Here is a 20,323-nt window from a genome sequence, read left to right as displayed (position 1 = left end):
GCGCGGTCTCGGGCGTCGGCGCCAACATGGCGTGGGCTCTCTTGGTGGGCATGGCATGGGTGTCTTGCCGCTCACCGCTGGAGACGATGGCCTCGCCTGTCGCCGGGGCTCCCGAAGAAGCAGCGGAAAGCTTGGACTCGCCGTCAGGTAGAGACCTGAGCTCCGGCGCGACGCTGGGCTCAGGATGCGTCCTTCGTGATGTCACGACCCTCGTTCTTGACCTTTCGTGCCGAAGTAAACACGCTCAGTATTGACCCCAGGAGGTCAGGGCCGGGCCCACTGGTGCGAGAACCGGTACGCCCTACGGCAAATGATCAGGAAGCGACGGCGGCGATGCCCAAGGAGTGGAGCTCCTCGTCGAGCTCGCGGACGTGATTGTTCCCCGCCCACGGCTGCAACCGCCCCCGAGCCTGCCGCACCGAGTCGGCGATGCGTGCGGAGCTGTGCACGTTGGTCAAACGGGCTGCGTCGCGGATCTTCTCTGCGGCTGCGGAGATCTCTCGTTTCCGGGTCAGGCTGTCCGCGTATTGCAACAAAGTCTGTCCGCGCAGCAGCATCGGCGTGTCGGTGGACGCCAACGTTCGCTCGGCGGCGGTGATCGAAGCGTCGAGTTGCCCCCAGGCCAGCATGCAATCCGAGGCGCAGCTTTGCACCTGGGTCGGTGTCCACCAGTACAGATAGGAGGGGTCGGCTTCGTCTCGCGGCTGGCCCGCCAGCCTGAGGGATTGCTCGAACGCGTGCCGACTTTCCGCTGTCTCGCCCTTCCGCGCCAGGGTGCGTGCGAGCTCCATGGCGTGCACGGATCGCAGGACGTTGCTCGGACTCCGCTTCGCCCACCCGCGTGCGGCGAAGACGTGGTCGAGTGCTTGACCTGTATGGGCTTGGTACATCGCCATGTAGCTCAAACAGATGTGCAGATAGGCAATCAGGGTCGGGTCTTCTACCTCGTGAGCCGCATTCAGCGCCTGTCGGTAACGCGTGCGGGCCGTCGCGTAATCGGTCAGGTCGTGGTGGAGGTATCCGGACAGTTGGCTGAGCTGGGCGTAGGCGTTGACGAGCCGGCCACGCAAGGCGGGGAGCAAGTGTTCGTGGCGCAGGAGATCGGTGATCATCACTCGTTGCGACTCTACGATCGGGAGGACGGTTTCAGGGCCGAAGTCGTCGTCAAGACGGCGGCATCGCGCGGTCAGTTTCTCGATGACGGTTACGGTCCGGGCGTCCACGTGACCGGATGTGCGTATGGCGGTCGCCAGGCGGTCTTTCTCGGACGAGGACAACTGGCGGAGCAGGACGAGGGCCGGAGCGCCTCCCAGCGTCAGGGCCAGCTCGAACAGTAGGTCGCGTCGCTTCACATCGGTCTCCTCGGATGAGAGGGCGCGTAGCAAGGCGGCGCAGTCCGCTGGTGCGGGGCTCAGGACCTGCCCGACCGTGCCGGTTGCTCGCGCCGCCGCTTGTTCCATGGTGGCACGGCCTCGCCCGGTCTCCGGGGCGCGAGATGTGCCGTGGGGGACGAGGTGCCGATGGTCCGTACGGTCGATGAGATCACGGTCGCGAACGGTGTACGACGCGTAGACCTCGTCCGTGACGAGACGGCGGGCGGTGGTGCGGTAGACGCGGGCGAAGATCGCCAGGACCCTCGCCGAGGGGCGCTTACCGCTGACCGGCCAGCTCTCGTACTCGTAGAACCGACCTTCGCGAAGCGAGGCGGAACCGGCCGGGTCGAGGTCGTTGTACATGGCGACCACCTCGGCGGCGGTGTGCCCATATGCGTACCGATGCAGCCGGAGCGGGCCGACGTCGAAGAAGGCCGCGAAGATGTCGGCGACCTGTTCATGGGTGAACCCCTTGGCACGCAGCACCTCGCCGCGTCGCCTGCATTCGCGCAGCTCGCGGTACCCCTCGCCGGACATCGCCCCACCCCTTCGACGACTCGGACTCCGAACACCTGTTCTCACTCAACGTACACGATCGATTACTCAGACGCACATCGGATGTGGGGCTCCGTTTGGCCCTTCTTGAGGGAAGGCGCCGGAGGTGGGGCGGGTCTTTGCAGTTCGAGATGTGCGGGCCCGTGAGAAGTGCGGCTGCCAGAGCAGGGGATCCAACGGCTGAGGTCTCTCAGGCCAGAGTTACGCCTTGTCCGCGTACTCATCACGTCTTCCCTCAAGGCAGGTGGTCCTGGTGCCCTCCGACCCTTCCGCGTTCCCCGCTGTCGCCACCGCTCGGCAGGAGCCGGGGCCGGTCGACCCCGTGTCACCGGACTCGTCCGGCGGCCTGGTCTGGCGACGGATCTTCCCCGGGCGGCTGGACCAGGTGCGCGAGGCGCGAAGGTTCGTCCGGTTCCTGCTGGCGGACGACCCCCGGGCCGACGACGCCGAGCTGATCGTCTCGGAACTGGCGGGTAATGCTCTGCGCCACACGCGCAGCGGCCTCGCCACCGGCCGGTTCACGGTCGAGGTCGTGCTGGACGACAGTGCCGCCGGCATCCTGCTCACGGTGTACGACCACGGCGGGACCGGCACACCCCGATTCACCGGGCACGACCAGCAGTGTTGTACCGAGGAGCACGGCCGGGGCCTCGCGATGGTGTCGGCCATCGCCACCCGAGCCGGCTACCAGGGCACCCCATCCTCCGGCCACCGCGTATGGGCCTACCTCTCCCCATGCCTGCCCTAGCCCCGAATCCCCTAGAGCCTGGAGATCGACCACAGGGCCCTCCACAGACTCAAATCCAGCACGGCGCTCTCGCCTCGTCTCGCCGAGGCACCCTTGCGGCGCGGCTTGCCGACCTGGAAGGCGCCGCAGCGGTCCTCCGGGAACCGGCGCGTTGGACGGTTCTGAAGTAGAGCGGCGCGGCTCTACGCGGTGCGGCTCGAATGACGCACGCCTAGATCAAGGCGGTACGGAAGACCGACGCCAGCGCGCATCTAGGAACGGCTCAGCGGGAGCGGTGGCATCGCGAGGTCGATCAGGGGGAGGTCGTCGCCGGTGGACAGTAGGGTCGCGATGGCGTACTCCGGCGGTGGGGGGTCGTCCGGGTCGGCGCGGGTGAGGTGCATGCGTTCCTGTTCGAGGTGGTTGCGGGCGTCGGCCAGGGCCGCGGCCGGGGTGAGGGCGGCGCCGGTGGCCAGGGCGGTGTAGAAGCGTGTGGTCAGTACGGTGGCGTATCTGGCGGTGACCGGTGCCTGCATGGCGAGGACGCGGTCGGCGCCGCGCCGGATCAGCGTCACGGCGGGTGCGTCGCCGTCTGGCGTGGAGGGCACGGCCGCCGCGCATCCGGAGATCACGACAAGGGGCGGGAGGTCGTCTGCCGGCGTCGCTGTCAGGGGCTCGGCGGGCATCGGGTCTTCGGACGATGTCCCGGGCGCGGACAGGTGTAGGACGTGGTACCGGTCGGCGCGTAGTGCCTCGGCGATCGCGCGCGGGTTGGTGTCCTCCAGGATGCGTACCTCGGCCGCGCCCATGGCCCGCAGGTTGGTGACCGCGTCCAGGGTTGCCCGTCGGTCCGTACCGGGGTCCAGGGTGGCCCAGGGGGTGACGGTCGTGTCCGGGACGCCCCGTGTCCCGGGCTCCCCGGCCGGCGAGCCGTTCCCGGTGGGTGGGCCTACTGCCACGAGGATCTTCAGCGGGCCGGGCGAGGCCGCAGGCGTCTGGTTCGCGGTGGCGGCGACGCGGCGCCGGACGTGGACTCCGGGGACGGTGGCGAGCAGGCGGCCGTCGGGGAGGCGCAGCAGCTCGTACGGCAGCGCGGACGCCGCGCCGTCCGCGTCGATGACTACGTCGACCACTGTGCCGAAACGCGAGTCGTGCAGCAGCCTGGCGATGTGGCGGGTGGTGTCCTCGGTGAGCAGGGCGGCGCACAGCGCGCGTCCCGCCTCGATCAGCCGCTCCTCGGCCACGTGCGGCGGGGCGTTCATCGCGTGCGCGAGGGTGCCGGGGCTGACGGGGAGGCTCGCGTCGTGCCGCCCGAGGACGGCACCCGCCAGCGTCGCCTCGCAGGTGACCCGTCCCTCCTCCACCGTGACGGCGAGGACCAACTCGTGGCTGAGCGGCGAACGTGCCCCCGGCCGTGACGCCGCCGGAGGCGCGGGGGAGGCCAGTGGTCCGCTCATCGAGGGCACGCTTCGTGGGGGAGGGGCCGTCAGGCTCCGCATGAGCTTTTCGGTGCCGCGGACGGTGAAATCGGTGACCTCGTAAGGGGCAGACGCGGCGGCGAGGAACTCCGGGACTTCGCCCGATGAATGCCCAGGTAACAGAATCGGCAGGTACTTGAGCGGTGCGCTCGGGTCATTTCGATGGAACGCGTCGCGGATGTGGTGGGCCGCCGATCGCACGTCGTCGCCATCGCCGGTTTCCGCGGTGTCTTCGGCGCGTAGCTTATAGGCGTCCGAGGCGACGACGATGACGAAATCCGCGTCGTGGAGGCGGTCCCGTGTCCACGTGGGCCAGTCCTGCCTGCCCTCGGCGCCAGGGAGGTCGATGCGGGCGTCGATACCATGGCAGCGCAGGAAGATCCAGAGATTGCGCACCGATTCCTCGTGCTCCGTGGAGTCCTGTGCGTAGGAAATGAAAACGCGTGGAGCGCTGCTTTCGCCCATTTGACCTCCAGTGTCGGCCGAATATCCTAATCGGCCGCACCACGCGTGCGGGGTCCACCGGACGCGTTCGCGTTCACCGCGTCATGTCCCGTTATCTCGTCATATTCCTGAGCTGGCGGGTGCCGCAGCGACTGGTTGCGGCGGGCCAGGTTGCGGAAGACCAGGCTGACCCCCTTCCGGAGCACTGAGAGTCAGCTACTTCGCCCAAACGCTCGGCACCCGTACCCCATCTCCGACAAACGCATCCACAAGGCCATGGCGTGGTCATGGCGCAACTGACCCGCTGACCGCCCCATTTCGTCCCGTGGATGCGCTCAGCTCAGGAAGATGCCCGTGTCGAGGTCGAAGTCGACGGGGGCGGGGAGGCGCAGGGGCTTGCCCATCGTCACGCGGGTGATGGTCTGGTAGAAACCGTCTTCCGGGTCGCTGAGGACGGTGACCGAGGGCGGTGCGTCCTCCGGGTCGATCACCAGCATCATTGGCACACCGCCACGAGCGTAGAGGTCGGGCTTGTCCTCGCGGTCCTCGCGGACGCTGCCGGGCGAAACGACCTCGGCCACCATGAGCAGTCCGGACGAAAGCAGCTCACACCCCCATCGCGGGCAGTCGGGGCGAGCGAGCACGAAGTCCGGAACGACGGGATCACGGGGACCGTCGATGCAGACGTCGACATTGCCGGTGAACGCGTCCCATCCGTGTGTGTCAATGATCGGCCACAGGGCGCGGTAAAGGTTCATCGCGGCATCGGCGTGCTCGGGGGTGCCCATGGGGCTCGCGATCATTCTCCCGTTGATGATTTCAGTGCGGAGGGGAAGGGGAGGTAGGGCGTCGAAGAGCTCTCGCGGAGTCGTCGGCAGTGGCCGGCCCGCCGTCTCCGGTGTCGGAGCCAGCTTCGCGTGCGACCTCGCGCCGGGGGATGGTCGCGGCGCGATCTCCGAGGCACTCCCCGTCTGGCCGTCGATCGTCGTCGGTTCGAGCGTGGGCTCGGGTTCGGTCTCCGGCCGAGAAGTCGAGTCCGGGGGAACGGCAGGTTTCGTGTGCGACCTTCGCGACGTCATGACCATCTTTCCTGTCCCTTCGTAGTTAAGTGGACACGATGAGTATCTCGGTAATCGCGGAACAGGTGCTCGGATATCAGAGATGCGGTCGCCCTCGGTGGGCCTGCGGGGATGAGCGGCGAGTAGGGTCCGGGTAGTGCGTTGAGGAGGGGGAGTCGTGGTGGTCCGGGCGCTGGTGTTCGATGTCGGGGAGACGCTGGTCGACGAGACGCGCATCTGGTCGCGGTGGGCCGACCGGCTGGGGGTGCCCCGGTTCGTCATGATGGGCGTGCTCGGGGGGATGGCGGCGCTCGACCGGTCCCACCGCGACGCCTTCCAGGTCGTGCGGCCGGGCATCGACCTGTCCGCCGAGCTGGACGCCTGGCGGCGGGAGGAGCCGGGCGGGCTGCGGGAGAACTTCGACGAGGACGACCTGTACCCCGACGTGCGGCCGGGCCTCGCCGCGCTGCGGGAGGCCGGGTACGAGCTGGTCATCGCCGGCAACCAGCCCCCGCAGGCGTACGACCAGCTCGCCGCGATGGACCTGCCGGTGGACGGCATTCACACCTCGGCGGGCTGGGGTGTCAGCAAGCCGGACCCGGAGTTCTTCGCCAAGGTCGCCGCCGTGGCGGGCCGCGAGCCGGGTGAGATCCTCTACGTCGGGGATCGGCTGGACAACGACGTGCTCCCCGCCGCCGAGGCGGGAATGCGCACGGCCCTGCTCCGCAGGGGCCCCTGGGGCTACCTGCACGCCGAGCGCCCCGAGGCACGGCGGGCCGATGTGATCATCGACGGCATCCCCGAGCTGGTCACCGTCCTGGCCGAGGGCCGCGTCCAGTAGCCCGGCGCCAGGCGAAGACGGTGCCGGTTTCGCCGCGCCCTGACGAAGCCCTGTCGAAGCGGGACGAAACGGGACCTCAGCGGCTGTTGGTCGGGTCCGAGCCCTGCTCCAGGGCGATGACGGCGGGCATCGAGCCGGTGTCCGGGCCGGCGGGCTCGTCGTCCAGGCCCGCGGGGATCACCAGGCCGTGGGGGAGCAGGACGACGGCGGTGGTGCCCCCGTACGGGGAGCGGCGCAGGGAGGCCGTGATGCCGTGGCGGGCGGCCAGGCGGCTGACGACGAACAGGCCGAGGCGGTCGCTGTCGGTGAGGTCGAACTCCGGCGGGTCGGCCAGCCGCCGGTTGATCTCCTCACGGGCCTCCGGTGTCAGGCCGAGGCCACGGTCCTCGATCTCGACGGCGAAGCCCCGGCCGACGAGGTCGCCCTTGATGTAGACCTGGGTGCTGGGCGGGGAGAACACCGTCGCGTTCTCGATCAGCTCGGCCAGCAGGTGGATCACGTCGGCGACGGCCGTGCCGACCAGCGAGGCGTCCGACATCGGCATGACGGTGACGCGGGTGTAGTCCTCCACCTCGGCCACCGTGCCGCGCACCACGTCGTGTATCGGCACCGGCTTGCGCCACGCGCGGCCGGCGGGCGCGCCGGACAGGATGATCAGGCCCTCGGCCTGGCGGCGCATGCGCGTGGTCAGGTGGTCCAGCCGGAACAGGTCGGCGAGGGCGTCGGGCGCGTTGGTCTTGCGCTGCATCGTGTCCAGGTGGGTGAGCTGGCGGTGCAGCAGCGACTGGTTGCGCCGCGCCAGGTTGCGGAAGACCAGGCTGACGCCCTTGCGCAGGTCCGCCTGCCCGACCGCCGCCTCGACGGCCGTGCGGCGCACGGTCGAGAACGCCTGGGCGACGTCCTGCACCTCCAGGGTGGTGCCGGTGATGCGGATCGGCGGTGCCTCGGTGTCGACCTCGACGGGCTCGCCGTCGCGTAGCTTGCGGACGACGCCGGGAAGCCGCACGTCGGCGAGGTCCAGGGCGGCGCTGCGCAGGTCGGCGAGCTCTTGGGCCAGGCCCCGGCCGAGCCGCGCGGACAGGGCCACGGCCAGCAGGATCGCGACGAGCCCGAGCCCGCCCGCGATGACGATCTGGGCGATGATGCCCCAGGAGACGCCGTCGGCGAGGGAGTTCAGCAGGGCGGTGCGGTCGGCGGTGAGCCGGTCCACGCGCGTGCCGAGCGTCCCGGCGAGCCCCTTCCACGCGGTGGCCTGGCCCAGGGCGGTGCGCCGCGCGCCGACCTCGTTCTCGATGGCGGTGAGGTGCTTGTAGTCGGCGGAGGCGAGCAGATCGTCGTACGGCCGCCGCAGCTCGGGGTCGAGCTGCTGTGTGCCGCGGTCGAACAGGAGCCTGCGCGCGGCGACGGTCTGGGCGAACAGGCGCTGCTCCTCGGTGCCGAGCTGCCCGCGCAGCAGCGCGCCGGACAGCAGGGCGTCCTCCTGGGACAGCAGCTCGCGTGATTCGGCGATGGTCTGCAGCCCGTTCGCCTGCCGGTACCGCGCGGGGTCGGGGACGGTCACCAGCCCGTCGGTCATCCGGTAGAGCGACCGCTGGATCTCGGTGTACTGCTGGACGGCGCCCAGCCGGTCGAGGGCGCGGGAGTCGACCTGCTCCCGCAGGCCGCCGAGCCGTTGCAGCTCGCGCTCCAGCGCGGTGAGGTCGTCCACGATGTCGGGCCCGGTGGCGCTCGATCCCTCTTGAGAGGTCGCGCGCTGGTGGAGCAGCACCACGGCCCGGTCGGTCTCCTGCCGGGCGGTCGCCAGGCGCCCGCCGTCGGGGCCCGTCCCGCTGAGGACGACGGCGGACCGGTGGCGCTCCTCGCGCAGGCGGTCGGCCAGGGCGGTGGCGGGCGCCGCGACCTGCTCGAACTGCGTGACGGCCCTGCGCAGCTCGAACAGGTCGTTCATCAGGTGGCCGGTGATGAACGTCCAGAGCAGGATCAGCGCGACGATCGGCAGGCTGAGCAGCGAGTACAGCTTGAAACGCAGCGTCCTCTCGCGGCGGGCCAGATCGCCGGCACGGGTCGCCGGCGCGAGGAGCCCGCGTAACAGGCCGCCGAGTCTGGTCATCGTCGCCGTGAGGCTAGCGCCCACGTGGTACCTCCGGGGTGAAGTTCGCGAGGCGGTCGAGGCCGGTGTGGACGCCGCCGGTGACCGTGGCGACGCACTGCCCCGGACCGTCCTCGATGAGCGTGCGGTACGGGTCCGGGTCGCCGGGGTCGCCGGGATCCACGTCGAAGACGGCGAAGTCGCAGCGCGCGCCGGCGTCCAGGGAGCCGATCCGGCCCGGCCCGGCGGCCAGGCCGAGCGCGCGGGCGCCGCCGGTGGTGGCGGCCTCGACGAGGCGGCGCGCGAGGTCGGCGGCCCGGTACCCCTGCTCGCGGGCGAGCGCGTGCAGCAGGCGGACGTCTTCGAGCAGGTCCAGCGAGGGCGAGGAGGCGAGCGAGTCGGTCCCGACGGCGACCATGCCGCCCTCCTCCAGCAGGGCGGCGACGGGCGGGCCGTCGATGCCGAGGGTCCGGTTGGAGCGCGGGCAGAGTGCGACGCCGACCCCGCGGGCGCGCAGCAGCGCCCGCTCGCCGGCGTCGAGGTGGACGCCGTGGGCGACGTGGCAGTGCGGGCCGAGCATGCCGAGGCCGTCGAGGAAGTCGGCGGGCCCCTGGCCGGTGCCGCCCGCGCGCAGGATCTCGAAGTCCAGCCCGATGCGGCGGATCAGCGCCGCCAGCGGCCCGGTGCCCGAGACGGTGAACTCCCGCTCGTGGGCCGACTCCTGCAGGTGGATGTGCCCCCGCAGACCGTACGCGCGCATCAGGCCCGCCAGGTCGGCGAGGACCGCGGTGTCCAGCGTGTACGGGGCGTGCGGCGCGATCCCGACGCGCGCCGTCCACGGCCCGCCGCCGCGCGGGACGTCGCCGGCGGCGAGCCGGCCCAGCGTGGAGGTGAGGCGCGCGCGGCCGCCTCGCGCCCACTCGCGGTCGTCGTCGCCGAGGATCTCCAGGTACGAGACCCCCGCGAGGCCCGTCTCGGCCGGGACGGGCAGTGCGGCGAGGTCGGTCACGACGTCGGCCACGGCCGTGGTGCCGTGACGCAGCGCGAGCAGCGCCCCTTCGCGGGTGCTCGCCGCCCAGTCCTCGCCGTCCATCGAGGCGTAGACCTCGTCGAAGGTGTCCGACCACTCCTCGAAGGTGTCGTAGACGCGCGCGCCGACCCCGGCCATGCGGGTGAACTGCAGGTGGGTGTGCGCGTTGACGAGTCCGGCGACGACGACCCCGGGCCAGCGGACCTCCTCGGCGCCGGGGTGCGCGGCGAGCGTCTCGCGCCGGGTCCCGGTGGTGAGGACGCGGCCGTCTCGCGCGGCCACCGCGCCGTCGCGGATCGGCGGGCGGGAGACGGGGAGCAGCAGCGGCGCCGAGTGGACCACGACCGCCTCGCCGGCGACGCTCACGGAACCCACACCGTCCCCGTGAGGCCGAGGAACCGGGCGACGGTCATCGCCGCGGCCATCGCGGCGAAGCCGCCGAGCACGAGCCGGTCGGCGCGGTCGAAGGCCAGCTCGCGCGTCCACGTGCGGTGCCGTCCGCCGAAGGCGCGCAGGTCCATGGCGTTGACGGTGTCCTCGGCGTCGACCAGGGCGTTCACCGTCACCGGCACCACCACCGGCTTCAGCGTGAGGAGCCGTTTGACCGGGTTGCGGCTGCGGCTGTGCTCGTACCCCCGCAGGCGCTGGGCGTCCACGGTCTCGCGCAGGCTCGCCCAGGTCGAGGGCAGGAATCGGAAGGTGAGGTCCACCCCGTACGCCAGGCGCTGGGAGAGCCCGAGCCGCGCGAAGGCCACGCCGAAGTCGGCGGGCGCGATGGCGAACGCCACAGGGAAGCCGACCAGGGCCAGGGAGACGTACCGGACCAGGATCGTCGCCGCGTACGAGAGCGTGGCCCAGGTCACGTCGGTGTGCGCGAGCGGGACGGTGAACAGGACGCTCCCCCCGGAGCGCGTGTCCGCCGGCGTCAGCACGCTGTTCGCGAGGACCAGCAGCGTGGTGAACCCCAGCATGAACGTCCAGTTCGCCCGCACGCCGCGCCACGGGATGCCCGCGGCGCGGTAGTACAGCACGGCGACGACCGTGCAGGCGAGCACCGGGCGCAGGTCGTCGACGCCCGCCACGGCCGCGAGGTACAGCACGGGCACCAGCAGGAGCACGCGCGGATCGCGGCGGCTCAGGAAGGAGCCCGCGCCCAGGTAGCGCGGCGTGACGTCCATCAGGTCACCGGCCGGCGCGCTTGGACAGCGGCTCCCAGATCGCGTCGAGCACCGGGGTGAGGATGACGACGGCGACGGCGTCGGCCAGCAGCGCGGGCCCGTAGTTCAGCGTCAGGAAGGTGTTGAAGTCGATGTGCTGCAGCGGGATGTCGGTGATGACGAACAGCAGGCCGGCGGCGGTGGCGACCAGGGCCCCGAGGGCGGTCACCACCAGGCGCAGGGCCTCGTTGGCGATCGGCGGCAGGTAGGCGAAGATGAGCCCCGCGACGGCTCCGACGAGGCCGTTGGCGACGCTCCAGTTGAAGTACGTCAGGCCGCCGCCCTGGATCAGGTCGATCACGATGTTGCCGACGAAGCCCACGAAGAACCCCGTGACCACGCCGAACCGCTTGCCGAAGAAGGGCACCAGGGCGAAGGCGGGACGCACCGTGACGTACTGGGTGCCGGGGATGAGGAAGCTGAACAGGCCGAGCGCGGCGTACAGGGCCGCGCCGACCGCGCCGTAGACGACCGTGCGTGACGAGATCTCCAGTAACGGCCCTCGGCGGGCCGCGGCGTCTGCGCTCATGAGGGGGTGGTTCCTTCCTCGGGGGACGGGTTGGAACTGTGCGCGTCCGTACCCGGTGTACGGGACGCGAGGGCGCGGGCGAGGTCGAACGGGTGAGGTATCGACCCGGCTGGGGCCGGCGGATGGTCGCGGACCGCGCGCACCAGGCTCGTGGCGCGCAGCCCCGCCCCCGACCAGACGTTCTCGTCACGGGCCAGTTCGGCGGGGGAGGCGTCGGCGACCACCCGCCCGCCGTCCACGACGACGACACGGTCGGCGTAGGTCAGGGCGAGGTCGACGTCGTGGGTGATGAAGTAGACGCTCTCCACGCTCTCGGCCGCGAGGGCGTGGCCGAGGAACGCCGTGGTGGTGCGCAGGTCCTGCCCGGCGGTGGGCTCGTCCAGGATCAGCGTGCGCGGGCGCATGGCGAGCGCCAGGGCGACGGTGAGGCGGCGCTGCTGCCCGAACGACAGCGTCCTCGGCGGCCGGTCCATGATGTCCTTCTCGCCGTCGAGCAGCATCGCCCGCAGGACGTCCGCCGAGTCCCTGGCGATCTCCTCGGGGTCGCGGCCGAGGTTGCGCGGGCCGAAGGCGAGCTCCTGGCCGACGGTGGCGCTGAACAGGGCCTGCCCGGGGTTCTGGAAGACGTAGCCGAAGGTCGTGGCGAGGCTGACGGTCGAGCGGCCGGCCACGGGAGACCCGTCCACCAGCACCTCGCCACGCGCGGCGGTGACGAGCATGACGGCGGCGCGCAACAGCGTGGACTTGCCGGCGCCGTTCGGCCCGAGGACCGCGACCCGCTCACGCGCGCCGAGGGCGAGATCGACGTCGGCGAGCACCGTGCGCGGGCCGTACGCGAGGGCGACCCGCCGGTACTCCAGGCGGGGCACGGCCTGCCCTGACGGTGCGGCACCGCTCTCGCGGCGGGACGGAGGGGTCACGGCGGGCAGTTCGCCGGCGCGGGACACCAGGGTCGAAAAGGGCAGCTTGACGTCGCCGGCCGGGGCCATGCGCAGGAAACCCTCGACGGGCCCGAGGTAGCGGGGGGCGCCATCCTCCAGGTACAGCACCTCGTCCGGTTCGAACTCCAGGATCTCCTCGACGCGGTGCTCGACGACCACGGCGGCGCCGCCCTCGTCGACGAACCTCCTGATCTCGCGCATGAGGCGCAGACTTGCGGCGGGGTCGAGGTTGGCCAGCGGCTCGTCCACGACGACGACCCGCGGATCCATCGCCAGCACGCCCGCGAAGGCCACCATCTGGAGCTCGCCGCCGCTGAGCCCGGCGGTCGCCCGGTCGAGCAGGTGGGTGACGCCGACGCGGGCGGCGACGTCTCCGACGCGGCGGCGGATCTCCTCGCGGGGCAGCCCGAGGTTCTCCGGGCCGAACGCGATCTCGGCCGCGACGGTGGTGCCGACGATCTGGCGGCGCGGGTCCTGGAGCATGGTGCCGACGATGGTGGAGATGTCGCGGATCGTCCTGCCCGCGACCGGACGGCCGCCGACGAGCACCTCGCCGGAGACCTCGGCCCGGTAGGCGTGCGGGATCAGCCCGTTGAGCAGCCGCAGCAGCGTGCTCTTGCCGCATCCGGACGGCCCGCTCACCAGCGTGAGGTCGCCGGGGTTGACGGTCAGCGAGGTCGCGCCGAGCGCGGCCTGGCCGGTGGAAAGGTAGCGGACGCTCGCGTCACGGACCTCGATGAGCGCGGTCATGACGGATCGACTGGTTCCTTCCGAGGTGCCCCGAGGTAGTGGCCGGCGTGGACCGAATCACGATGTCCAGAAGGAGATTAAAGGGGACGGTGTGTTGCGAGCGCAATTGCTGGTGAAACGAGCGTATTAGGCACACTGACCGAATTGTGTGCTTTCGGGTAGCTCAATTAAGGGCATGTGAATGCACGGGAGGTCACTGGTCAAGCGGGTGTCCACGGCCGCCCAGGTCCACCGGGTGCGACCACCACGGCCCGTACCTCTGGACCTCTGGCGGAAGGCCGGTCGGCCGAGAGCAGGTGGCTCCCCGCTCAGCCACGCCTCGTCCACGCTCGCGCGTAACACGCGCTCCACCTACCTCCCGTGCCTGCCCGCCGAGCCGCGCGGTCTCGGGCGCGGCCGGCCGGTCCTCACGCCACGAACGCGCCCGCGTCACGGTGGCGATGGCCACGTGATGGACATGTCTTTTGACGCTTTGCCCCGCGCCGCGTTCTCCACGCGGACATACAGCGCATATAGGCTGGCAAGTGATGAACGAACTAACGAGGTGGATAGCCCTTGACGGGGCCGTGAACGTGAGGGACCTCGGCGGTCTCCCCACGGAGGACGGCCGGACCACACAGTTCGGGCGGGTGCTCCGCTCGGACAACCTGCAGGGTCTGACGGAGGCCGACGTGCGAAAGCTCGTCGGCGAGATGAAGCTCCGCGACGTGATCGACCTGCGCTCCAACGCCGAGGTCGCCCTCGAAGGCCCCGGCCCGCTGACCCGCGTACCCGAGGTCGGCATCCATCACCTGACGCTCTTCGCCGAAGGTGGCCGCCACACCGACGTCGAGGCCGACACCGGCGACCTCGCCGACGACACGCGCCGCCGTCGCCGCATCGACGGCGACCGGGTGCTCCCCTGGCAGGGCCAGCGTGAGCACGACCTGGCCGAGGTCCGGGTCATCGGCTTCTACCACGCCTACCTGCGCGACCGGCCCGACTCGGTCCTCGCAGCGCTGCGGGTGCTCGCCCGGGGCGACGGCGTGGCCATCGTCCACTGCGCGGCCGGCAAGGACAGGACGGGCGTCGTCAGCGCGCTGGCGCTCTCGGTGGCCGGCGTCGCCCGCGAGGCGATCGTCGCCGACTACGCGGCCACCGGCGACCGGCTGGAGCCCCTGCTCGCGCGGCTGCGGGCCAGCTCGACCTACCGGGACGACCTGGACGCCCAGCCCGCGGAGAACCACCTGCCGCGGCCGGAGTACATGGAGTACTTCCTCGGCGTGCTCGACGAGACCTACGGCGGGCCGCTCGGCTGGCTGGAGCGCAACGGCTGGACGCCCGACGACGCGGCGGCCCTGCGCGTCCGCCTGCTCGGCTAGATTCAGGCCCCCCTGCTCGCCTGAATCAGGCCCGCAGAGGGGTCCAGCGCGACGACGCGGCGCTCCGCGGCCGAGGTCCGCGCGGCGTGCAGCACGGCCAGCGCCCCGGCCACCTCGGCCGGGTCCACCGGCGGCGGCGCGCCGTCCCGCAGGCAGGCCACCACCCCGGCGTAGAACTCCTGGTAGGCCCCCGGCACGGTCTCGACACGGCGGCTCTCGGCGTCGGTGCCGAGCACGCCCCAGCGGTCGGCGGGCTCGGTACCCCAGCCGGGGCCGCCCGGCCGCTCGCCCGCCCGCAGGCGCTCCTCCTGTGGATCAAGCCCCCACTTGACGTACGCGGCGCGCGAGCCGAGCACCCGCAGACGCGGCCCGAGCCGGGCGGCGACCGAGCTCATCCACAGGTGCGAGCGCGCGCCCGAGGCGTGCGTCAGCGCCACGAAGGCGTCGTCGTCCGCGCCGACGCCGGCCCGCCGGACGTCGGTCTCGGCGTAGACGTCGGTCGCCGGGCCGAGGTAGCGCAGGGCCTGGTCCACCAGGTGGCTGCCCAGGTCGTACAGCAGGCCGCCGAGCTCCTCCGGGCCGCCGTTCTCGCGCCAGCCGCCCTTGGGGACCGGCCGCCACCGCTCGAACCGCGACTCGAAGCGGTGGACCTCGCCGAGGTCGAGGGTGCGCAGCGTCAGGAAGTCGCCGTCCCAGCGGCGGTTCTGGAACACCGTCAACATCACGCCGCGCTCGCGCGCGAGATCGGCCAGCTCCAGCGCCTCGGCCGCCGTGGCGGCCAGCGGCTTGTCCACCACGACCGGCAGGCCCGCCGACAGCGCCGCCCGCGCCAGCGGGACGTGCGTCCGGTTGGGCGAGGCGATCACGATCAGGTCGAGGCCGAGCCCGAGCAGGTCGTCCGCGGACGGGACGACCCGCGCGTCCGGATGATCACGGGCGGCGCGGGCCGCGCGCTCCGGGTCGCGCGTCACGACGGCGGCGAGCCGGAGCCCGTCCGCCGCGGCGATCAGCGGGGCGTGGAAGAACTCTCCGGCCGTGCCGTACCCGACCAGGCCGGTGGCGATCACGAGTCGCTCTCGTCGCGCTCGGCGAGGAACCGCTCGAACTGCGCGGCGAGCTCGTCCCCCGTGGGCATCGGCGTGGTCTCGGCCATGAGGTTCTCGCGCTCCTCCCCGGCGGTGAACGCGTCGTACTGCTGTTCGAGGCCCTGGATGGCCGTGGACAGCTCCGCAGAGGCGACGATCTGCTCCTCGATCTCGGCCGTGGTCTTCTCGGCGGCGTCCCGCAGGCCGTCCATCGGGAAGACCAGCCCGGTGCCGCGGGTCACCGCCTCCAGGGCCGTCACCGCCGCCCGCGGGTACTCGGCCTGGGCGAGGTAGTGCGGGACGTGGACGGCGTAGCCGAGGGCGGCGTGCCCCCGGGCGCCGAGCCTCAGCTCGATCAGCGCCGCCGCGCTGCCCGGCACCTGGATCTTGCCGAACGGGCTGCCGGGCCCGGTGACCAACTCGGGCCGCGTGCCGTGCGCGGTCACCCCGAGAGGACGCGTGTGCGGCGCGGCCATGGGGATGCCGTGCACGGTGACCAGCTTGCCGATGTTGAGGCGGGTGACGAGGGCGCCGATGGCCTCGGTGAACAGCTCCCACTCGCGATCGGGTTCGGGGCCGCTCATCAGCAGGAACGGCGTCCCGGTCGCGTCGTGGGCGAGGTGGACGGCCAGCTCGGGCGTCTCGCAGTCGACCCAGCGATCGGTGTCGAAGGTCATCAGGGGGCGCCGCGACCGGTAGTCGAGGAGGCGGTCCACGTCGAACGTCGCCACGACCCGGTGCTCCAGTTCGGCGAGCAGGTGGCCGACGGCGAGCCTTCCGGCCCCTCCCGCGTCCACGAAACCGTCAAAGTGGTAGAGCAGCACCGGATCGGTCAGCTCAGGGACATCGCCGCTGAGCCGGTAAAGATCCGTCGGGTCGAACACCTTGGGTCCCAGCCTTTCTTTCGTCTCTCAAGAGAGAACCTATGGGATGTGGCGAGGATTCCGCCGGGCGAGTCGCCCGCTACCCGCTACCCGCTGTCCGCCACCCGCCGTCCGGGCCCCTGCACCCGCCTGGGCAGAATGGATGACGTGCCACACCGCGCTGAGGGCGACGCCGGCGACGCGGACGTCGTGGAGCTGGCCACCCGGTTGTTCCAGATGGCGAGATCGGGGGAGACCGACCGGCTGTGCGCCTACGTCGACGCGGGGGTCCCGGCCGACCTCCACAACGACAAGGGCGACACGCTGCTGATGCTCGCCGCCTACCACGGCCACGCCGAGACCGTCCGGGCTCTGCTGGAGCGCGGGGCCGATCCGGGGCGCGCCAACGAGCGCGGGCAGACGCCGCTGGCGGGCGCGGTCCTCAAGAAGCAGCCCGATGTGGTGCGGGCGCTCCTGGAGGCCGGGGCCGATCCGTCCGAGGGGTCGCCGTCGGCGGCCGACACCGCGCGGATGTTCGGGCAGACCGAAATCCTGGCATTGTTCGCGGACAAAGGTCGATAATGTCACATACGGACCCGTCGCGGAGTGGTTACGGGCTGTCTTTGTTGCCATGATGTGGGGATGGCTGATTTGGCGCATTCCCAGCTCCTTCTACCCGATTTGTCGAGCCCTTTCCCCAGTCTGATCAGCCCGTACGCCGCCCAGGTCGACCGGGAGACCTTCTCCTGGCTGCGGGCCAGCCGAATGATCGTCGACCAGGCCGAGCTGGAGCACTACCGCGAGGCCGCCTACGGAATCCTCGGCGCCCGCACCTACCCCTACGCCCCGTACGACGCGCTCCGGCTGGTGACCGACTGGTGCGTGTGGCTCTTCGCCTTCGACGACGCCTTCTGCGAGTCCGACCGGCGCGCCGCCGAAATCGCCCGCGCGCTGCCGCAATTGCTCTGCGTCCTGGACGACTCCGACGCCGGGATCCCCGTGGAGGACCCCTTCGCGCGGGCGATGCGCGACATCATGGCCCGCGTCGGCGCGGCCGGGGACGCCGACCAGCTCGACCGGTGGCGGACCGTCACCAAGGACTACCTGTTCGCCCAGGTCTGGGAGGCCGCGAACCGCGAGGACGCCGTCGTCCCCACCTACGGCGACTACGTCTTCATGCGGCGCAGGACCGGCGCCATGCTGACCGTCTTCGCCCTCATCGACCTCGCCACCGGGCACGCCCTCACCCCCGGCGAGTGGCGCCACCCGTGGGTGCGCGCGATCACCGAGTGCGCCAACGACGTCGTGGTATGGGACAACGACCTGCTGTCCTACGCCAAGGAGCGCGACGGCGTGAACGCCGGGAACAACCTGGTCAGCGTCCTGGCCCGGCACGGCGACCGGTCGATCCAGAACGCCATGGACCAGATCGGCCGCATGCGCGACCAGTCCGTCGCCCGCATGCTGTCCCTGCACGACGAACTCGCCGGGCTGGGGTCGGAGGCGGTGACGGCCTACGTGCGCGGCCTCGAACACTGGGTCAGCGGCAGCGTGGCCTACTCGCTCACCAGCACGAGGTACACCCGCGCCTGGAAGGGGACCACCCTGCCCGTCCGCGGCCACAACTGACGGCCCGTCCGCGTATCGACGCAGTCCCGCGGAGACCGCCCCGCGGGGGCCGTCACGCGGGGGTCGTCACTGTGGGTCGTCACTGTGGGGTCGTCACGCCGCGCCGTCGTGGGCGTCGTCCGGCTCGGCCTCGCCCATGGCGTAGCTCACGGCCTCCTCGAACTCCATGCGCGCGCCCTGCCGGTAGGCCTCGGCGTAGGCCTCCTCGCCGAGCAGGCGCTTGCACTCCTTGACGCACTGCTCGTGCTCGGTGCCGAAGAACGGCGAGCCGAACAGCGGCAGGCCGAACATCTGCCAGTTCGCCTGCCCCGCGCCCAGCATGCGGGCCGCCCGCGCCGCGTCCCCCTGGTCGAGGGCGAGCTGGGAGAGCGTCTCCATCGCCACCACGACCCCGAGCACGTCGTGGAAGTGCCGCTTGATGCGCAGAGCCTCCTGGGCGCTGAACACGGCGTCCGCGGTGCGACCGGTCATGCGCTCGATCGCCGAGGTCGCCCAGACGGCGTACGACCGCAGCCACAGCTCGCCGCGCTCGGCGCAGAGCTGGCGGCAGTCGCGCAGCAGCCCCTCGGCCTCCTCCAGCTCGCCCTGCTGGGTGAGCACCACCGCGAGCTCCACGATGGCGGGAAGCAGGCCGGGGTTCAGCTCGCGCCCGCTGCGGTGGAACTCGATCGCCACGCCGATCAGCGCGGTCGCCTTGTGCAGGTCGCCCTGGAGCCACGCGGCGGTGCCCTGCATCTTCGTGGCCAGGATCACCGCGATCGAGTCGCCCACCCGCACCGCGTCGCTCGCGCACTGCTCCGCCGCCTCCAGCGCCCCCGCCGTGTCGCCCTGCGCGCTGCGGACGTACGCGAGCACCCACAGCGCCTTACAGCGCTGCCGGCTCGGATCGGGGGAGGCGACCAGCGCCCGTTCGAGGTACAGGCGGCCTTCGCGGGCGAACCCGCAGGCCACCCACATGAACCACAGGGAGGACAGCAGCGTGAGACCGGTGCGCGCCTCGGCCGGGTCGTGCAGGCAGTAGTCCAGCGCGGACCGGATGTTGTCGTGCTCCTGGCGCATGCGGCCGAACCAGTAGACCTGCCTCGGCCCCGACCACGCGCCCTCGCCGCGCTCGGCGAGCCCCAGGTAGTAGTCGCGGTGGCGGCGGCGCGTGGCGTCGGTCTCGCCGAGCTTGTCCAGCCATTCCCCGCCGTACTGGCGAAGCGTGTCGATGAGCCGGTAGCGGACGCCCGACCGCTCGCTGGAGCTCAGCAGGATGGACTTCTCGATCAGGCCGGAGATCAGGTCCATCACGTCGGCCTCCGGCAGGGTCTCGCCGGAGCAGACGTACTGGGCGGCCTCCAGCTCGAAGTCGCCGGAGAACACCGACAGGCGCGCCCACAGCAGCCGCTCGGCCGGCTCGCACAGCTCGTGGCTCCAGCCGATCGCCGCGCGCAGCGTCTGGTGGCGCGGCAGCGCCGTACGGCTGGCGCCCGCGAGCAGGCTGAAGCGGTCGATCAGCAGCGCGAGGATCTGCTCCACCGACAGCGCCCGCAGGCGGACCGCCGCCAGCTCGATCGCCAGCGGGATGCCGTCCAGCCGCCGGCACAGCTCGGAGACGGCCGTGACGTTCTCCTCGTCCACCACGAACCCGGGGACGACCGCCGAGGCGCGCTCGGCGAAAAGCTGGACCGACTCGTTGAGGTACGGGCTCTCATCGCGGTCGTCGCCCGGCACCAGCAGCGGGGCGATCGGGACCGACTGCTCGCCCTGGACGGCGAGGGACTGCCGGCTGGTCGCCAGCACCCGCACGCCCGGGGCGGCGCGCAGCACCCGCTCGACGAGCTCCGCGGTCGCGGCCAGGACATGCTCGCAGGAGTCGATGACCAGCAGCAGCTCGCGCCCGGCCAGCCAGTCGGCCAGCGTCTCGGTCTCCGGGCGGGCCGACTGGTCGGCGATGCCGAGGGCCGCGTTGACCGCGTGCGGCACCATGAACGGGTCCTGCAGGCGGGACAGGTCGGCGTACCAGACGCCATCGCGGAACTGCGGAAGCATCTGGTGGGCGACGCGCAGCGCCGTGCGCGACTTGCCGACGCCGCCGATGCCCGTCACCGTCACCAGGCGGGCCTCCAGCAGGCGCTGCCTGAGGGCGGCGAGCAGCCGGTCTCGGCCGACGAAGCTGGTGAGCTCCGCGGGGAGGTTTCCGTCTCTTCGCCATGCTCCCGGCGATGCCATGGCCGCCTCACGTGGGGGTCGTTCCGGCGTTCTACCTGCTTCCGTATCGTACCCGCGCGGGCGGTTCCGCGCGGTGCCCGCGGGCGTGAGCACGCCCGAGATGTGGAGCCTGACGATCGGTGCACGGCAACGAGCCGGG

Annotated in this window: 16 protein-coding genes; 5 read left to right on the top strand and 11 right to left on the bottom strand. The window is 71.7% G+C overall.

The window, feature by feature from the left end:
* Positions 1-314: 314 nt before the first annotated feature.
* A complete protein-coding gene (locus AB0H21_RS02895; protein WP_358510653.1) occupies positions 315-1,910 on the bottom strand; it encodes a hypothetical protein in 1,596 nt (531 codons plus the stop codon).
* Between the two features lie 271 nt (positions 1,911-2,181).
* Between AB0H21_RS02895 and AB0H21_RS02890 the strand changes: the two genes are divergently transcribed.
* Positions 2,182-2,676 carry an ATP-binding protein gene (locus AB0H21_RS02890; RefSeq protein WP_358510650.1) on the top strand — a complete coding sequence of 165 codons (495 nt, stop codon included), beginning with the start codon at positions 2,182-2,184 and terminating at the stop codon, positions 2,674-2,676.
* Between the two features lie 251 nt (positions 2,677-2,927).
* Here AB0H21_RS02890 and AB0H21_RS02885 read toward each other — a convergent pair whose 3' ends face one another.
* The gene (locus AB0H21_RS02885) at positions 2,928-4,598 is read right to left on the bottom strand and encodes a CHAT domain-containing protein (protein ID WP_358510647.1); all 1,671 of its coding nucleotides are present in this window, start codon (positions 4,596-4,598) and stop codon (positions 2,928-2,930) included.
* Between the two features lie 314 nt (positions 4,599-4,912).
* Positions 4,913-5,656: a Uma2 family endonuclease gene (locus AB0H21_RS02880; protein ID WP_358510644.1), complete on the bottom strand. Its 744-nt coding sequence runs from the start codon at positions 5,654-5,656 to the stop codon at positions 4,913-4,915.
* A 160-nt stretch (positions 5,657-5,816) separates the two neighbouring features.
* Here AB0H21_RS02880 and AB0H21_RS02875 point away from each other — a divergent pair, with 160 nt between their 5' ends.
* Positions 5,817-6,476 carry an HAD family hydrolase gene (locus AB0H21_RS02875; RefSeq protein WP_358511368.1) on the top strand — a complete coding sequence of 220 codons (660 nt, stop codon included), beginning with the start codon at positions 5,817-5,819 and terminating at the stop codon, positions 6,474-6,476.
* Positions 6,477-6,552: 76 nt separating this feature from the next.
* Here AB0H21_RS02875 and AB0H21_RS02870 read toward each other — a convergent pair whose 3' ends face one another.
* The 5 genes from AB0H21_RS02870 to AB0H21_RS02850 are packed head-to-tail and all read right to left on the bottom strand — an operon-like array spanning position 6,553 to position 13,032.
* A complete protein-coding gene (locus AB0H21_RS02870; RefSeq protein WP_358510642.1) occupies positions 6,553-8,586 on the bottom strand; it encodes a nitrate- and nitrite sensing domain-containing protein in 2,034 nt (677 codons plus the stop codon).
* Positions 8,587-8,599: 13 nt separating this feature from the next.
* Positions 8,600-9,961, bottom strand: coding sequence for an amidohydrolase family protein (locus AB0H21_RS02865; RefSeq protein ID WP_358510638.1), 1,362 nt, complete (start codon positions 9,959-9,961; stop codon positions 8,600-8,602).
* A complete protein-coding gene (locus AB0H21_RS02860; protein WP_358510635.1) occupies positions 9,958-10,773 on the bottom strand; it encodes an energy-coupling factor transporter transmembrane component T in 816 nt (271 codons plus the stop codon). The genes AB0H21_RS02865 and AB0H21_RS02860 overlap by 4 nt, the downstream gene beginning before the upstream one ends.
* A 4-nt stretch (positions 10,774-10,777) precedes the next feature.
* Complete coding sequence (locus tag AB0H21_RS02855; protein ID WP_358510632.1) at positions 10,778-11,341, bottom strand: ECF transporter S component; 564 nt, start codon at positions 11,339-11,341, stop codon at positions 10,778-10,780.
* Positions 11,338-13,032, bottom strand: a complete 1,695-nt coding sequence (locus AB0H21_RS02850) for an ABC transporter ATP-binding protein (protein WP_358510630.1) — start codon at positions 13,030-13,032, stop codon at positions 11,338-11,340. The genes AB0H21_RS02855 and AB0H21_RS02850 overlap by 4 nt, the downstream gene beginning before the upstream one ends.
* A gap of 527 nt (positions 13,033-13,559) precedes the next feature.
* On the opposite strand from AB0H21_RS02850, the gene AB0H21_RS02845 reads away from it, so the two are divergent.
* The gene (locus AB0H21_RS02845; protein ID WP_358510627.1) at positions 13,560-14,393 is read left to right on the top strand and encodes a tyrosine-protein phosphatase; all 834 of its coding nucleotides are present in this window, start codon (positions 13,560-13,562) and stop codon (positions 14,391-14,393) included.
* Positions 14,394-14,395: 2 nt separating this feature from the next.
* Here AB0H21_RS02845 and AB0H21_RS02840 read toward each other — a convergent pair whose 3' ends face one another.
* The gene (locus AB0H21_RS02840) at positions 14,396-15,460 is read right to left on the bottom strand and encodes a Gfo/Idh/MocA family oxidoreductase (protein ID WP_358510624.1); all 1,065 of its coding nucleotides are present in this window, start codon (positions 15,458-15,460) and stop codon (positions 14,396-14,398) included.
* Entirely contained in the window at positions 15,457-16,362 is a 906-nt protein-coding gene (locus AB0H21_RS02835) for a PAC2 family protein (protein ID WP_358510621.1), read from the bottom strand. Before AB0H21_RS02835 ends, AB0H21_RS02840 begins: the two co-directional genes overlap by 4 nt.
* A gap of 138 nt (positions 16,363-16,500) precedes the next feature.
* Between AB0H21_RS02835 and AB0H21_RS02830 the strand changes: the two genes are divergently transcribed.
* Positions 16,501-16,923 carry an ankyrin repeat domain-containing protein gene (locus AB0H21_RS02830; protein ID WP_358510618.1) on the top strand — a complete coding sequence of 141 codons (423 nt, stop codon included), beginning with the start codon at positions 16,501-16,503 and terminating at the stop codon, positions 16,921-16,923.
* A 60-nt stretch (positions 16,924-16,983) separates the two neighbouring features.
* Positions 16,984-17,970 (top strand): 4-epi-cubebol synthase, encoded by a 987-nt coding sequence (locus AB0H21_RS02825; RefSeq protein WP_358510615.1) that lies wholly within the window; start codon positions 16,984-16,986, stop codon positions 17,968-17,970.
* A gap of 93 nt (positions 17,971-18,063) precedes the next feature.
* On the opposite strand, the gene AB0H21_RS02820 is transcribed toward AB0H21_RS02825, so the two are convergent.
* Positions 18,064-20,184, bottom strand: coding sequence for an ATPase (locus AB0H21_RS02820; RefSeq protein ID WP_358510612.1), 2,121 nt, complete (start codon positions 20,182-20,184; stop codon positions 18,064-18,066).
* Positions 20,185-20,323 lie beyond the last annotated feature (139 nt).

It is taken from the genome of Sphaerisporangium sp. NPDC051011 (assembly GCF_040653595.1).
Classification (GTDB): Bacteria; Actinomycetota; Actinomycetes; order Streptosporangiales; family Streptosporangiaceae; genus Sphaerisporangium.
The sequence above is the reverse complement of the archived record's forward strand: the minus strand, read 5'-3'. Positions and strand labels throughout refer to the sequence as shown.

Excerpts from the sequence above, each read along its gene's own strand:
- AB0H21_RS02895 (WP_358510653.1), bottom strand. The coding sequence starts at position 1,910 with ATGTCCGGCGAGGGGTACCGCGAGCTGCGCGAATGCAGGCGACGCGGC.
- AB0H21_RS02885 (WP_358510647.1), bottom strand. The coding sequence starts at position 4,598 with ATGGGCGAAAGCAGCGCTCCACGCGTTTTCATTTCCTACGCACAGGAC.
- AB0H21_RS02880 (WP_358510644.1), bottom strand. The coding sequence starts at position 5,656 with ATGACGTCGCGAAGGTCGCACACGAAACCTGCCGTTCCCCCGGACTCG.
- AB0H21_RS02870 (WP_358510642.1), bottom strand. The coding sequence starts at position 8,586 with ATGACCAGACTCGGCGGCCTGTTACGCGGGCTCCTCGCGCCGGCGACC.
- AB0H21_RS02860 (WP_358510635.1), bottom strand. The coding sequence starts at position 10,773 with ATGGACGTCACGCCGCGCTACCTGGGCGCGGGCTCCTTCCTGAGCCGC.
- AB0H21_RS02855 (WP_358510632.1), bottom strand. The coding sequence starts at position 11,341 with ATGAGCGCAGACGCCGCGGCCCGCCGAGGGCCGTTACTGGAGATCTCG.
- AB0H21_RS02850 (WP_358510630.1), bottom strand. The coding sequence starts at position 13,032 with ATGACCGCGCTCATCGAGGTCCGTGACGCGAGCGTCCGCTACCTTTCC.
- AB0H21_RS02845 (WP_358510627.1), top strand. The coding sequence starts at position 13,560 with ATGAACGAACTAACGAGGTGGATAGCCCTTGACGGGGCCGTGAACGTG.
- AB0H21_RS02830 (WP_358510618.1), top strand. The coding sequence starts at position 16,501 with ATGGATGACGTGCCACACCGCGCTGAGGGCGACGCCGGCGACGCGGAC.
- AB0H21_RS02825 (WP_358510615.1), top strand. The coding sequence starts at position 16,984 with ATGGCTGATTTGGCGCATTCCCAGCTCCTTCTACCCGATTTGTCGAGC.
- AB0H21_RS02820 (WP_358510612.1), bottom strand. The coding sequence starts at position 20,184 with ATGGCATCGCCGGGAGCATGGCGAAGAGACGGAAACCTCCCCGCGGAG.